This is a genomic window from Pseudomonas sp. MAFF 730105 (assembly GCF_055380705.1).
Map to the genome: position 1 here is coordinate 4,858,210 of NZ_AP018438.1, position 13,138 is coordinate 4,871,347.

At 57.8% G+C, this 13,138-nt stretch carries 10 protein-coding genes, 4 tRNA genes and 1 pseudogene; 5 read left to right on the forward strand and 10 right to left on the reverse strand.

Going from position 1 to position 13,138, the window contains the following annotated elements:
- Nucleotides 1-13 precede the first annotated feature (13 nt).
- The 3 genes from amrS (at nucleotide 14) to PCOSP_RS21075 (ending at nucleotide 3,988) form a co-directional block, all read left to right on the forward strand.
- On the forward strand, nucleotides 14-1,498 hold the full coding sequence (amrS, locus tag PCOSP_RS21065) for an AmmeMemoRadiSam system radical SAM enzyme (RefSeq protein WP_464709462.1): 1,485 nt from the start codon (nucleotides 14-16) through the stop codon (nucleotides 1,496-1,498).
- Nucleotides 1,495-2,640, forward strand: a complete 1,146-nt coding sequence (locus PCOSP_RS21070; protein ID WP_464709463.1) for a trans-sulfuration enzyme family protein — start codon at nucleotides 1,495-1,497, stop codon at nucleotides 2,638-2,640. Before amrS ends, PCOSP_RS21070 begins: the two co-directional genes overlap by 4 nt.
- Before the next feature lie 64 nt (nucleotides 2,641-2,704).
- Entirely contained in the window at nucleotides 2,705-3,988 is a 1,284-nt protein-coding gene (locus tag PCOSP_RS21075; RefSeq protein WP_464709465.1) for an aminotransferase-like domain-containing protein, read from the forward strand.
- A gap of 35 nt (nucleotides 3,989-4,023) precedes the next feature.
- On the opposite strand, the gene PCOSP_RS21080 is transcribed toward PCOSP_RS21075, so the two are convergent.
- From PCOSP_RS21080 to PCOSP_RS21100, 5 genes are all read right to left on the reverse strand, one after another.
- Entirely contained in the window at nucleotides 4,024-4,656 is a 633-nt protein-coding gene (locus tag PCOSP_RS21080; protein WP_464709466.1) for a LysE family translocator, read from the reverse strand.
- 262 nt (nucleotides 4,657-4,918) lie between these two features.
- A tRNA-Gly gene (locus PCOSP_RS21085) sits at nucleotides 4,919-4,994 on the reverse strand.
- Nucleotides 4,995-4,997: 3 nt separating this feature from the next.
- A tRNA-Glu gene (locus tag PCOSP_RS21090) sits at nucleotides 4,998-5,073 on the reverse strand.
- Between the two features lie 105 nt (nucleotides 5,074-5,178).
- Nucleotides 5,179-5,254, reverse strand: a tRNA-Gly gene (locus tag PCOSP_RS21095).
- 2 nt (nucleotides 5,255-5,256) lie between these two features.
- Nucleotides 5,257-5,332, reverse strand: a tRNA-Glu gene (locus PCOSP_RS21100).
- 368 nt (nucleotides 5,333-5,700) lie between these two features.
- Here PCOSP_RS21100 and PCOSP_RS21105 point away from each other — a divergent pair.
- The gene (locus PCOSP_RS21105) at nucleotides 5,701-6,459 is read left to right on the forward strand and encodes a hypothetical protein (protein WP_139649087.1); all 759 of its coding nucleotides are present in this window, start codon (nucleotides 5,701-5,703) and stop codon (nucleotides 6,457-6,459) included.
- A 182-nt stretch (nucleotides 6,460-6,641) separates the two neighbouring features.
- Here PCOSP_RS21105 and PCOSP_RS21110 read toward each other — a convergent pair whose 3' ends face one another.
- The 4 genes and pseudogenes from PCOSP_RS21110 to PCOSP_RS21125 all read right to left on the reverse strand — a co-directional run bounded on the left by PCOSP_RS21110 (nucleotide 6,642) and on the right by PCOSP_RS21125 (nucleotide 11,092).
- Nucleotides 6,642-7,523: a methyl-accepting chemotaxis protein gene (locus PCOSP_RS21110; protein WP_392396974.1), complete on the reverse strand. Its 882-nt coding sequence runs from the start codon at nucleotides 7,521-7,523 to the stop codon at nucleotides 6,642-6,644.
- Nucleotides 7,503-8,783 (reverse strand): annotated as a pseudogene (locus PCOSP_RS21115) (HAMP domain-containing protein); the annotation flags it as partial. The gene PCOSP_RS21110 and the pseudogene PCOSP_RS21115, both read right to left, overlap by 21 nt.
- On the reverse strand, nucleotides 8,716-10,113 hold the full coding sequence (locus PCOSP_RS21120) for an aminotransferase-like domain-containing protein (RefSeq protein WP_464709468.1): 1,398 nt from the start codon (nucleotides 10,111-10,113) through the stop codon (nucleotides 8,716-8,718). The pseudogene PCOSP_RS21115 and the gene PCOSP_RS21120, both read right to left, overlap by 68 nt.
- Nucleotides 10,114-10,330: 217 nt before the next feature.
- Nucleotides 10,331-11,092 carry an SDR family oxidoreductase gene (locus PCOSP_RS21125; RefSeq protein WP_139649081.1) on the reverse strand — a complete coding sequence of 254 codons (762 nt, stop codon included), beginning with the start codon at nucleotides 11,090-11,092 and terminating at the stop codon, nucleotides 10,331-10,333.
- Nucleotides 11,093-11,317: 225 nt separating this feature from the next.
- Between PCOSP_RS21125 and PCOSP_RS21130 the strand changes: the two genes are divergently transcribed.
- Nucleotides 11,318-12,322, forward strand: a complete 1,005-nt coding sequence (locus PCOSP_RS21130; protein WP_024776953.1) for an NADP-dependent oxidoreductase — start codon at nucleotides 11,318-11,320, stop codon at nucleotides 12,320-12,322.
- A gap of 66 nt (nucleotides 12,323-12,388) precedes the next feature.
- Here the strand turns inward: PCOSP_RS21130 and pyrF are convergent, their stop codons facing one another.
- Nucleotides 12,389-13,087, reverse strand: a complete 699-nt coding sequence (gene pyrF / locus PCOSP_RS21135) for an orotidine-5'-phosphate decarboxylase (RefSeq protein ID WP_175363785.1) — start codon at nucleotides 13,085-13,087, stop codon at nucleotides 12,389-12,391.
- Nucleotides 13,088-13,138: the final 51 nt, after the last annotated feature.

Below are 13,138 nucleotides of genomic sequence, written 5' to 3' on the forward strand. Positions count from 1 at the left end.
GAGGAAATGAGAGATGGACACTACAAAAAATAAAAACTGGACCTTGGAAAGCACCCCGGCAAAACTGGAAGAACTACTCCCGGGCGGAGCCGTAAAGTGTCATCTTTCGCCACGCAACTGTGTCATCCAGGAGGGCAAGTTAGGTTTCTGCAAGGTTCGCGGAAATCGAGGCGGCCGACTCGTTACATTGAATTACGGGAAAGGCGTTCACAGCACTGAAGAGACGATCGAAACCGAGGCGGTCTTCCACTTTGCCCCCGGCGAGCGGATTCTTTCCCTGGGCAATATTGGTTGTATGCTCAACTGCGGTTATTGCCATAACTGGAAAACCTCGCAAGCCAAGTATGTAACCGACAAGGATGTGTATTACTACACCCCGGAGCAGGTTGTGGAGACCGCGCTCAAGCACGGGATACGCGTCCTCTCCTGGACGTATAACGATCCAGTGGTCTGGCATGAATTCATCCTCGACACGGCAAAACTGGCCAAGGAAGCGGGCCTGATCAACTTGTATAAATCAGCCTTCTTCATCAGTGAAGAAGCCATTGATGAATTGTTGCCGGTCATTGATATTTTCTCGATTTCGCTCAAATCGATTTCCCCCGAATACTATCGGAAAGTCACCACGGGCTGGGTTGAGCCGGTCCTGGCTGGTATCAAGAAAGTCTACGACGCCGGTAAATATGTTGAAGTCAGTACCTTGATGGTGACCGACATCAGCGACGATGAAGACACCGCCAGAAAAATCAGCCAGTGGGTATTGGATGAACTGGGGCCGAACGTGCCCCTGCACTTCGTGAGATTCCACCCCGATTACAAAATGAGCAATAGCGTTCGAACGCCCGTGGACAGGCTCCTGAAGGCTCGGGATGTCGCCCGCAGCATGGGCGTCGAGCATGTCTACCTGGGGAACGTGAATGATGTCGAGGGCACCAATACCAGTTGCAATAACTGCAACGCCCTGCTCGTTACCCGCTACGGCCTGAACGCCGAAATCATCGGACTGGACAGCAAAGGCTGCTGCTCTCAGTGCGGCCATGATGCGCATTTCAAATTGCTGGGCGAATACAAAGCCAATACCCCGGTCGGGATGCAAGAGGACGCGCTGTCTGCTTACGAGAAGCGGAAATTCGAGTGGCACGGGGATATCGTGTCGCTGCACGCCCAGGTGCTGAATACCGAAGACTTCGAACAGACCGTCTACCTGCGGCGCAACTACACCGACGGGCTCAACAGCGATTGGAAATCACTGACATTGCGCCCCCATGAAAGCTATCGATTCATTATCGCCAAGGCCCGAATCGACGAGTCGGGGCCTGAGGTCTGGCTACCCGACGGGGTGAATTCAAACCTTCATGAAGTATTCGACAGGGCTCACTTCCCAACCGAATCGATCGAAGAGATTGGTATTTCGCAAAACGACATTACGCCGGCCATTGGCTATGAGGGCAAGCAGAACATGTACGAACAGGTCATCAAAATGGTGACCCAGGCATGAACGTGTCCACGGAAATACTTCATATCAAAGTCGATGATCGAGACGCTCACCCCTCGGTCACACCGATTTATCAATGCAGCGCCTTCAGTGCTGACTCGACATTCTTCTATTCGAGAAAGGCCAACCCCAATGTGACTGAATTGGAACAGGTGGTCGCGTCCCTTGAAGGGAGCGAATATGCCTTGGCCTACAGCACCGGGATGAGCGCTATCTACATGGTGTTGGAACTGTTGAAACCGGGTGGGTCACTGGTGATCAACAAATATATCTATGGCTGCTCCTACAAGCTGTTCCAGAGATACGCTGCACGCATCGGTGCGCAGCTGACGATCCTGGACCTCACCACAGAAGCCGGCCTGAAAGCGTTGCCACCCAACGTCGACATGGTCATTTTCGAAACACCGACCAATCCTTTCCTGAAAGACATTGATATCCATGAGGTCAGCAAAGCAGTCAAACAAAACAATCCAGACGCCCTGGTGATCGTCGACAACACCTGGGCCACGCCGATCTATCAGAAGCCGCTGAACTTTGGCGCCGATATCTCGCTGTACAGTGCGACGAAATACTTCTCCGGGCATAGCGATGTCATGGGTGGACTGGTGCTCGTCAATGATCAGGCGATCTATAACCGCCTGCTTGAAGGTCGCTTTTATTCAGGCTCGATATTGACCCCCAATAGCGCATGGTTGCTTCGCCGAAGCATGCAGACGTTCAACCTGCGCATGGAGAAACACAGCCATACGACCTTGAGCATGCTCAATTACCTGCGCGAACTGCCCTTTATCGAGCATGTCTATTACCCACGCATCGATGGCAAGCAACTGACGGGTTATGGCGGCATTGTGTTTGTCGATATCCGGCCCGACCTGGTGCCCTTCTACAAAACCTTCACCAGCGCCCTCAAATGGTTTGGCACAGGCACGGGGATGGCCTGTGTGACCTCGATGGTTGCGCAGCCATTCAGTGGCAGCCATGCCTCGATGACGGAACAGGAAAAAGCGGACATGGGCATTGAAAAGGGCCTGGTTCGATTGTGCTTTGGCCTGGAAGACCTCGAGGACCTTAAAGAGGACCTGCTGCAGGCATTCGAAGCCATGGAAAACAAGGTTGACCAGGCTCGCTCACTCAATCCTGCGTAACGGCTGTCAGTCATGAGCGACGGGCGCCCAAAGCGCTCGTTGCTTTTTTTATGGAGAAGCGAGCGTGTCCAACGCCGTCGAAAATACGCTATTCGAACACCCTATCCTCAACGTCATTCATCTTCTGAATACGATTGCCCAGGAAAACCCAGCGGCTATATCACTGGCTTCCGGGCGACCTGACGACGAGTACTGCGACCCCGCGCTCATCGACAAGGGATTGGCCCGCTATCGACAACACATCGCCAGCACCGAACTCTCACTGGCGACACTGCTTTGCCAATATGGAAAAACCTCCGGGATCATCAATGAAATAATCGCCGACTACCTGTACGTAGATGAAGCGATAACAATTTCCAATCCCGAAAATATCGTGGTGTGCATGGGCTTCCAGGAAGCGTGCACTTTGACGCTCTTATCGCTCTTTGAAGGAGGCGGCATTTTACTGGTGCCAGATCCTGTGTTTTCCGGGGTCACAGGCATTGCAAAACTGCTGGGTATAAAGATGCTCCCCGTGCCCATGGTGACTTTTCTCGATCCAACCGCCCTGCGCAGATTGGCTGAAGAGCTTGAGTCCAAAGGGGAAAAAATACGCGCACTGTATGCGATTCCAGACTTTAGCAATCCTACTGCCGACAGCCTGTCCTATCCCGCCAGGGAGGCAATGCTTCGCTTAGCCAATGAACTGGATTTTTTCATCCTGGAAGACACGGCATACCGCTACTTCCGATATGAGGGAGATGAGATTGCATCGATGAGGTCGATGGACAGCCGTCGAGTATTCCTGCTCGGCTCGTTTTCCAAATCGATTTTCCCGGGCTTGCGCATGGGCTACGTAGTCGCTCCGGAAGGCGCAGGAGTCATGCCCTTCAGCGCCAGGTTGTGCAAAGCCAAAAGTTTGATCACGGTCAACACTCCAGCCCTGTGCCAAGCGGTCGTCGGCGGTTTGTTGATCGAAAACAACTACTCGCTGAAGAGTCTGAACCAACCCAGAGTGCTGTCTTACACACAGAAGAGGAACCACATGCTTGAGTGCCTTGAGCGTGCCTTCCCCTCCAAAGGCGACTCCCAACCAACCGTCACCTGGAATCATCCGGCGGGCGGCTTCTTCATCAATGTGCACCTGCCTTTTGTCTTCGGACAGGCTGAGATGAACGAATGCGCCAGGGACTTCAGGGTCATTGTATTCCCCACGTCCCTGTTCTCACTGACGAACGAAGCGGTCAATCAAGTCAGGCTGTCGTTCAGTAATGCCACAGCCACACAAACCACACAGGCGATAGGTCGTTTCAAAGCCTACGTTGAGTCCAGGCTTGGGGAAAGTCCCCTCCTGACTGAAGGGGACTGAGACATCGGCATCATTCACCGAATGGGGAAACCTTCTCAAACTCCCGTGGCCAGCATCACGCCGGTTGCCACTTGGTACGCCCCTAACAGACTGATGGTTGCCCCGGAAAAGTAGTTGATCAATTTAATTTTTGATTGAGCGATCCTGGCCTTGAAGATGGAGGAGAAGCCGCTCAGTCCTAACCACCAGACGGCCGAGCCCAGGAATATGCCGGTCACCATGGGCAGCACTGAGTGCTGACTGCCTTGTTCGCTGGCCATGCCATCGCTCAGGGCGGCAAATATCGCGATAAACGATAAAATGGTCATGGGGTTCGACAAGGTCAGGAACAGCGTGGTCGAGTAAGCCTTGAACATGTTGGCACGCTCGCCCCCCATGGCGGTCGCATTGCTGTTCGAGCGTATTGTCTGGTAACCAATGTAAGCGAGGAACAGCCCTCCCAGAATACATAACCAGGGCTTGAAGCTGATGAGCGTCGCGATGATAGCGGTGATCCCCAACGCCCCTATGAATCCATAGATCGAATCGGCGGTGGCCGCCCCCAACCCTGTCGCAAAACCGGCTCTCCAGCCAAGCATGAGACTCCTTTGTATACACAACAGCCCGATGGGCCCCACAGGGGCCGCAATACAAAGCCCAATGACCATCGATTTAACGAAAATCAACATAGATGCACCTCCAGAATCGGTACTGGAAGGTTAGGAGAACGGCATTTTTTTAGAAATTAAGTATTAATTTTCCAACATGCCTTCCCGTTAATTTTGCATGTAGTTCACCAAACCTCCCTTCATTATTAAGGTGATAAGGCCAACGCCCTAAAACACATGCAAATTGTTCGTCTAAAGCACCTGGGCCGGTCCGGCGCCGATTGAAATGGCTTTTTCACAGGCATAAAAAAACGCCGCTCAATGAGCGGCGTTTTTTTGAATTTGGAGCGGGAAACGAGACTCGAACTCGCGACCCCGACCTTGGCAAGGTCGTGCTCTACCAACTGAGCTATTCCCGCAAATGGCGTCCCCTAGGGGACTCGAACCCCTGTTACCGCCGTGAAAGGGCGGTGTCCTAGGCCACTAGACGAAGGGGACACGCTGCCCGGAACACATGGTGTGTGTTCCAGTGCCCAGATCCGAACCCGAAGGTATCGTTTCTGGTTTCACTCAACCCTGCTCGAAAGCAGAATTGTTTAAAATTGGAGCGGGAAACGAGACTCGAACTCGCGACCCCGACCTTGGCAAGGTCGTGCTCTACCAACTGAGCTATTCCCGCATTGGCGTCCCCTAGGGGACTCGAACCCCTGTTACCGCCGTGAAAGGGCGGTGTCCTAGGCCACTAGACGAAGGGGACACACGTACAACATTCACTGCTTATGGCGCTTGGCTGAGTGCTTTACGCTGTAAGTGGCGCGCATTCTATGGATGGATTGAGGGGTCGTCAACCCCCAGATATAAATTTATTTAAATCAATGACTTCGACCGGTTTGAGGAGCGATTCGCAGATTTTGCCTGTCCAGTCTCTGACGCCTATATTCTGTCGCCCGCCAAGACGTTATAGTCGCGCCCGGCAAATAGTGGCAATGTGCATCCACGCTACCGTGCCCCTGGTAAGCAGCACGCCCGTCTAATCTCGTCGCTCGGGCCTATGCGCTTAAAAGCCTAGCCACTACACTGATCCATGCGAACCCTATTAAAGAGGTCTTACCGGTGACACCACTCATGATCACCCTGCTCGTCGTAGCCGGGATCGCATTGTTGATCGCCATTGGCTATATGAACCATGTGGCGGAAAACAACAAGCTGGAAAAGGCCCGTACCAAGATCGAGCTCAACGACCGGCTGCGTCGTTGCGGCGAGCTCACCGAAACCTTCCCCGGCCAGTTGATGACTCCGTCCCTGAAGCTGCTGATCACCCGCCTTGAGATCAACGTCTGCCAGCGCTTGCTGGGCATGGAGAAGACCAATGCGGCGGTGAAGGCGCGCCTGGACGAACTGAACGCCCTGGCGGCCCAGGGCGAATCGATCCCGGTGAACAATCCTCCGGCACCGATCCAGACCGAAGCCAAGGCCAAGGACGTGCGGTTCCTGCTCGAGGCCTTGCACGGCCAGATCACCCGCGCCGCCCAGGACGGGTTCCTGCCGCCCAACGAAGCCAAGCGCTGGATCCGCGAAGTCCGGCACATTCTGGTGCTGCTGCACATCGAGTTCTTCAACAACCTCGGCCAACAGGCCCTGCAGCAGGAGCAACCTGGGCAGGCTCGCCTGGCATTCGAACGTGGCGTTCAATACCTGCGTAAACAGCAGGAACCACAGCTCTACGCCGAGCAGCTGGCTTACCTCGAGAAACTCCTGGCCCGCGTCAATGCCATGGTCCTGGCCAGCACCAAGGCGGCCGAAGGTGAAGTCAATCAGCTGACCGAAGGTTTGAAGGAAGACGAAATCAACGATGAGTGGAAGAAGAAAAAGGTTTACGACTGAGGCCAAGTCGAACCTTATTGTGGCGAGGGGATTTATTCCCGCAGGGCTGCGAAGCAGCCCTACGTTATTAACTGATACACCGAGTGTTCAGGTTTTTGGGGCCGCTTCGCGGCCCAGCGGGGAGATGCGACATTTCGATAAATCCCCTCGTCGCCACAGGTTATGGTCTCAAGCTGCCTACGTCACAACCTGAAATGCCCCACCATCCCCTTCAGCTCGACACCTAACTGCGCCAGTTCAATGCTGGACGCGGCGTTGCCTTGCATCGCCAGGGAGGACTGATCGGCACTGGCGCGGATGCTGGTAACGCTGCGGTTGATTTCTTCGGCGACCGAGCTCTGCTGTTCAGCTGCGGCGGCGATCTGCTGGTTCATCTGCTGGATCAACGACACGGCTGCCGCAATGCTGCCCAAGGCACTTTCAGTCTGCAAGGCATCGCTGACCGCCATCTTCACCAGTTCGCCGCTGCTCTGGATCTGCTGCACGGACGTCTGGGCGGCCGAACGCAAGGCGCTCACCAACCGCTCGATTTCCTCGGTCGATTGTTGTGTGCGCTTGGCCAGGGCCCGCACTTCATCGGCCACCACCGCAAACCCCCTGCCCTGCTCACCGGCGCGAGCCGCCTCGATGGCGGCATTGAGCGCCAGCAGGTTGGTTTGCTCGGCAACGCTCTTGATCACGCTCAATACCGTGCCGATGTTCTGGATCTCGGCGCTGAGGCTTTCGATGCTGGAACTGGCCGACGTGGCCGAGTCGGCCAGTTGCTCGATACGCACCATGCTCTGACGCACCACCTGTTGACCGCTTTCGACTTTGTCGTCGGCGGTCTGGGCCGCCTGGGCCGCTTCTTCGGCATTGCGCGCCACATCGTGCACGGTGGCGGTCATCTGGTTCATGGCCGTGGCAACCTGCTCGGTTTCCTCTTTCTGGCTGCTGACTTCCAGGTTGGTCTGTTCGGTCACGGCCGACAAGGATTGGGCGGAGTTGGCCAGCTGCTCGATCCCGGACTGCAACCCACTGACGATACTGCTCAGTCCCGCTCCCATCTGCTGCATGGCCAGCATCAACTGCCCGATTTCATCCCGGCGCGTCACGTCGACCGTTGCAGTCAAGTCCCCTCCGGCAATTTGCTGGGCGACACGAATGACGCTGCGCAACGGTGCCACGATCAGTCGGGTAATGACCCAGGCCGCAATCAACCCCACCAGCAACGCCAGGGCCGACGAACCGATGATCAACAACGAGTTCTTTTTCAACTCGGCCTGCATGGCCTGGTCTTCGGCGGCATAGGCCTGGTCAACCCGCTCCACCACCTGGGCAGCCCGTTCGCGCAGTTGCCCGGAGATGACCTTCTCCTGGGCCAGCAGACCGGTGTATTCGGCAAGCTTCTCGCTGAACCCAGCGATGTGCCCGGCCACTTCGTTGATGACGGTCTGGTAGCCCGGATCCTTGATCGCGGTCTTGAGGATTTCGGCCTGCTTCATCGCCTGCTCGGCCTGTTCGATCTGGCCCTGCCCGGCGTCCTCGCTGCCCTTGCGGGTCTGATCGAGGCGCACCCGCGCCTCATTCATGGCCACCAGCATCAACCGCGACACCTCGCTGACCTGGTTGGCTTGTTCGACGAACTCGGCGCCCTCCTTGCCCTGGGTGTCTTTCAACGTGTAGGTGCCATCATCCGCCAACCCCGCCCGCAACACATCGAGGTTATTGGCGACGCTGGACACCGACCAACTGGCCATATCCAGCGCCAGGTCCTTGCTCTGGCTCAATCCGACGAACTCGTCGAACGCCTTGCGATACGCCACAAGGGCCTGCTCCACATCGTTCATCACCGGCACATTGGCAGCCGACTGCGCCTTGAGTTCGTTTGCCTTGGCAATCAAGCTGTCGACGCCCTGGTGCAGGGCATCGACCGTCTTGGGATCGGAGCGCAATGCATAGTCCCGTTCAAGCAGCCGGACCTTGAGCAACTCGCTACTGAGCGAGGACATCTGCTTCAAGCCATCGAAGCGTTGACTGATGGTTTGCAAGGACCAGACGCCGATGGCCGCCACGACAGCCGTGAGCAGCAGCACCAGGACAAACCCGATCCCCAACTTCTTTGCCATACCCAGGTTGGCAAAACGTCTCTGCACGGCCGAAATCATTGCGCTCAGTCCTCTGCCAGTGTGTGTAATCGCAGATTCGCAACGAGACACCCCATCGCACAAGATGCTGGCGTCGGAATAATGGCAAAAAGCTACGGCCTCGTCGTTTTCAGAACGCTTGAGGTCGATCCAGACCCGTGGCCCGGAAGAACGCCAGCGCCCTGGAGTCCCGGGCATAGGCCACGTTGATCCGTAGCCAGTCACTGTCGACACCCGAAGGGCTGAACGCCGTACGCGAAGACAGTAGCACGCCGAACCGCTTGGCCAGGCGCTGTAATCCAGCGTAGTCGCACATGGGCGGACGTGCCCAGATGAACAGCCCGCCGGCCGGCTTGCCGAAGACCGTCCAGTCGGCGTCTTCCAGTACCTGGAGCACCGCCGCCATATCGGTCCCCAGGCGTTGCCGCTGGCGCTGGACCAGCTTGCGATAGGCGCCGTTGGCCAACAGGCCGGCGACAACCGATTCGCAGAACCGCGAACCGCCCATGCTGGTGACCTCCTTGACCTTGCTCAACCGCTCGATGATCGCAGCCCCGGCCACCACGAACCCGACCCGCAAGGAACTGCTCAAGGTTTTCGAGAAGCTGCCCACGTAAAGAACGTCGGCATCCAACGCTGCCAGCCGGGTCCGCGTCGTGCTCTGGAAGTCGGCATAGACGTCGTCTTCGATGACCAGCACGGCGTGCTTGCGGGTCAATTGCAGCAGCCGCTGGGCCACGGCCGGCGCCAGGCAACTGCCGGTTGGGTTGTGACACGCGCTGTTGATGAACAAGGCGCTGGGCCGATGAGTCGCCAACAACGCTTGCAACGCATCGACATCCGGGCCCCGTGGTGTCCTGGGTAACTCGATCATGTCGATCTCGTGGAGCCTGAGCAGCTCGAACAGCTTCGAATAGCCGGGACTTTCCACCACGACGCAACACCCCGGCCGCAACAATGTGCGCACGATCAGGTCCAGGCCGTGGGTCGCCCCCGTCGTTGTCAGGATGAGGTTTTCATCCACATTGATGTTGAGCTGCTTCAGCCGCCTGGACAGTTGTTCACGCAGGGCAGGCAATCCCTGCGGCGTGCTGTAGTTGAACAGCCCCGCCATGTCGGTGCGGGAGACCTGGCGAATCGCATAGGCCAGGTCATCGCTTTCACGCCAACGTTCGGGCAATCCGCCACTGCCCAACTTCAGCTCCCACTGCACATTGTCGGCTGAATCGGCCCGAACACCCTGCACGTCGTCCGGCACACCCTTGTCGAAAGGCTCTGGCCTGATCGAAGAAGGTGATGCGACAAAAAAGCCCGAGCCATGACGGGAGGACAATATCCCTTGGGCAACCAGGCGTTCACACGCTTCATTGACGCTGGACTGGCTGAGCAGATTCTCCCGCGCCAATTGACGGATGGAGGGCAGACGAGTCCCCGGTTGCACCTCAGCCTGTCGAATCCAGCCGGCCAGCGCGTCGACGATTTGCTGCACGACAGGCACCAGGGCCTGCCGGTCGATTCTCAACTCCATGAGTAACCAAGCTCCTAAGCGATTGTTTTATTTCCAGAAACAGTCGGTTTCCCGATGGAAGTTAAGCACAGGGTGTCGCCGGACGATGTACGACAACGTCGCCAAAAGGGTCGATTCTCATGCCTTGAAACACATTGATGGGCAGGTCTAGGGAATTTCCGGCCGCCCAAGAAAAAGCCCGCAGCAAGCGCGGGCCTTTTCCTACAACCCACCGCCTTCAGAAAGCCGTGACACCGCCGTCCACCGCCAGCGAATGGCCAGTGGTGAACGCTGCGCCATCGCTGCACAAATACAGCACGGCGCTGGCGATTTCCTCGACCTTGCCGATACGTCCTACCGGGTGCATGGCGTTGGCGAATTCGCCCTTCTTCGGGTCAGACTCATAGGCACGGCGGAACATGTCGGTATCGATCACTGCCGGGCAGACCGCGTTCACACGGATCTTCTTCTTGGCGTATTCGATGGCGGCCGATTTGGTCAGGCCGATCACGGCATGCTTGGAGGCCGCGTAGATGCTCATTTTCGGCGCCGCGCCCAGGCCAGCCACCGAAGCGGTATTGACGATGGCACCGCCACCCTGGGCCAGCAACAGCGGCAACTGGTATTTCATGCACAGCCAGACGCCCTTCACATTGACGCCCATGATCGCGTCGTACTCATCGAGGGTGCCGTCGGCCAGCTTGCCCTTCTCGATCTCGATCCCGGCGTTGTTGAAGGCATAATCGAGACGACCGTAGGTGCTGATCACTTCGTTCATCAGGTTCTGCACGTCGCTTTCCAGTGTCACGTCGCAGCGTACGAACACCGCTTCGCCGCCGGCTTCGCGAATCAACTGCACCGTGCCCTCGCCACCCGCCACGTCCAGGTCGGCCACTACGACTTTCAGGCCCTCTGTGGCGAACGCACGGGCGGTGGCGCGGCCAATGCCCGCGGCGGCACCGGTGACTACGGCGACTTGTCCGGAAAACGTCATGCTCATGATCAGTTCCTTGAAGGATGCAGGGTGGCGCCAGTGTAGCCACAGCCATGCATGGCGCAGCAGCACTATCCAGGTGCCGGTTAGGCATGCATGGACACCAGTGATAACAGCCCCGGCGGTATTATCACCGGGTTGTATCGGTCTGCATTCGCTACCCCGGCAAACCTTGCGACAAGCGCTTCGAAGGGCTATCAACAAAGCTTCATTTCATCTCGAGTACCCACCATGACTGCCCAGACCAATCGCCAGTTCCTGCTCGCCAAACGCCCGGTGGGCGCCGCGACCCGCGAGACTTTCACTTATCAGCAAGTACCGGTCGGCGAACCGGCGGCCGGTCAGATCCTGGTGAAGAACGAGTACCTGTCCCTGGACCCGGCCATGCGCGGCTGGATGAACGAGGGCAAGTCCTATATCGCGCCGGTGGGCATCGGTGAAGTGATGCGCGCGTTGGGCGTGGGCCAGGTGATTGCCTCGAACAACCCAGGCTTTGCGGTCGGGGACTACGTCAATGGTGCACTGGGCGTGCAGGATTATTTCCTCGGCGAGCCAAGGGGTTTCTACAAGGTCGATCCGAAACTCGCGCCGTTGCCCCGTTACTTGTCCGCCTTGGGCATGACGGGCATGACCGCTTACTTTGCGCTGCTGGACGTCGGCGCCCCCAAGGCCGGTGAGACCGTGGTGCTATCGGGTGCCGCCGGTGCGGTGGGCAGCATCGCCGGGCAGATTGCCAAGATCAAAGGCTGTCGCGTGGTGGGCATTGCCGGTGGGGCCGACAAATGCAAGTTCCTGATCGATGAACTGGGCTTCGACGGTGCCATCGATTACAAGAGCGAAGACGTTCAGGCGGGCCTGAAACGCGAATGCCCCAAAGGCGTCGATGTGTATTTCGACAACGTCGGCGGCGACATCCTGGATGCTGTGCTCAGCCGCTTGAACCTCAAGGCCCGCGTGGTGATTTGTGGCGCCATCAGCCAATACAACAACAAGGAAGCGGTGAAGGGCCCCGCCAACTACCTGTCTCTGCTGGTGAACCGGGCGCGCATGGAAGGCTTCGTGGTCATGGACTACGCCGCCCAGTTCGCCGCCGCCGGCCAGGAAATGGCTGGCTGGATGGCCAAGGGGCAGCTCAAGAGCAAGGAAGACATTGTCGAAGGGCTGGAGACATTTCCCGAGACGCTGACCAAATTGTTCAGCGGGGAGAACTTCGGGAAACTCGTCCTCAAGGTCTGACCGGTCACGATCCAAAAACCTGTGGGAGCGAGCCTGCTCGCTCCCACATTGGTTTTCAGTGCGGGATCAGGCCAGTTCGGCCACGACCGCCGCCAGGGCCTTGGCCGGATCCGCCGCCTGGCTGATCGGACGGCCGATCACCAGATAATCGGAGCCTGCATCCAGCGCCTGGCGCGGGGTCAGGATACGGCGTTGATCGTCCTGGGCGCTGCCCGCCGGACGGATACCCGGGGTGACCAATTGCAGCGACGGGTGCGCCGTTTTCAAGGCACTGGCTTCCAGGGCCGAGCAGACCAGGCCGTCCATACCAGCCTTCTCGGCCAGCGCCGCCAGGCGCAACACCTGCTCCTGAGGCTCGATGTCCAGGCCGATCCCCGCCAGGTCCTCACGCTCCATGCTGGTCAGCACGGTCACGCCGATCAACAACGGTTTCGGGCCACTGCGCTGATCCAGCACTTCACGGCAGGCCGCCATCATGCGCAGGCCACCGGAGCAGTGCACATTGACCATCCACACGCCCATCTCCGCGGCAGCCTTGACGGCCATGGCGGTGGTGTTGGGGATATCGTGGAATTTCAGGTCGAGGAACACTTCGAACCCCTTGTCACGCAGGGTGCCGACGATCTCCGACGCGCAGCTGGTGAACAGTTCCTTGCCGACTTTGACCCGGCAAAGCTTGGGGTCCAACTGGTCGGCCAGCTTCAGGGCGGCGTCACGGGTAGGGAAATCCAGGGCGACGATGATAGGCGTCTGGCAGGCGGACATGAGCGGGCTCTCAGGCAAGTCGAAATCGGCGCGCATTGTAGCGGAACCAGC

Excerpts from the sequence above, each read along its gene's own strand:
- amrS (WP_464709462.1), top strand. The coding sequence starts at position 14 with ATGGACACTACAAAAAATAAAAACTGGACCTTGGAAAGCACCCCGGCA.
- PCOSP_RS21070 (WP_464709463.1), top strand. The coding sequence starts at position 1,495 with ATGAACGTGTCCACGGAAATACTTCATATCAAAGTCGATGATCGAGAC.
- PCOSP_RS21080 (WP_464709466.1), bottom strand. The coding sequence starts at position 4,656 with ATGTTGATTTTCGTTAAATCGATGGTCATTGGGCTTTGTATTGCGGCC.
- PCOSP_RS21105 (WP_139649087.1), top strand. The coding sequence starts at position 5,701 with ATGATCACCCTGCTCGTCGTAGCCGGGATCGCATTGTTGATCGCCATT.
- PCOSP_RS21110 (WP_392396974.1), bottom strand. The coding sequence starts at position 7,523 with ATGCTGGCCATGCAGCAGATGGGAGCGGGACTGAGCAGTATCGTCAGT.
- PCOSP_RS21120 (WP_464709468.1), bottom strand. The coding sequence starts at position 10,113 with ATGGAGTTGAGAATCGACCGGCAGGCCCTGGTGCCTGTCGTGCAGCAA.
- PCOSP_RS21125 (WP_139649081.1), bottom strand. The coding sequence starts at position 11,092 with ATGAGCATGACGTTTTCCGGACAAGTCGCCGTAGTCACCGGTGCCGCC.
- PCOSP_RS21130 (WP_024776953.1), top strand. The coding sequence starts at position 11,318 with ATGACTGCCCAGACCAATCGCCAGTTCCTGCTCGCCAAACGCCCGGTG.
- pyrF (WP_175363785.1), bottom strand. The coding sequence starts at position 13,087 with ATGTCCGCCTGCCAGACGCCTATCATCGTCGCCCTGGATTTCCCTACC.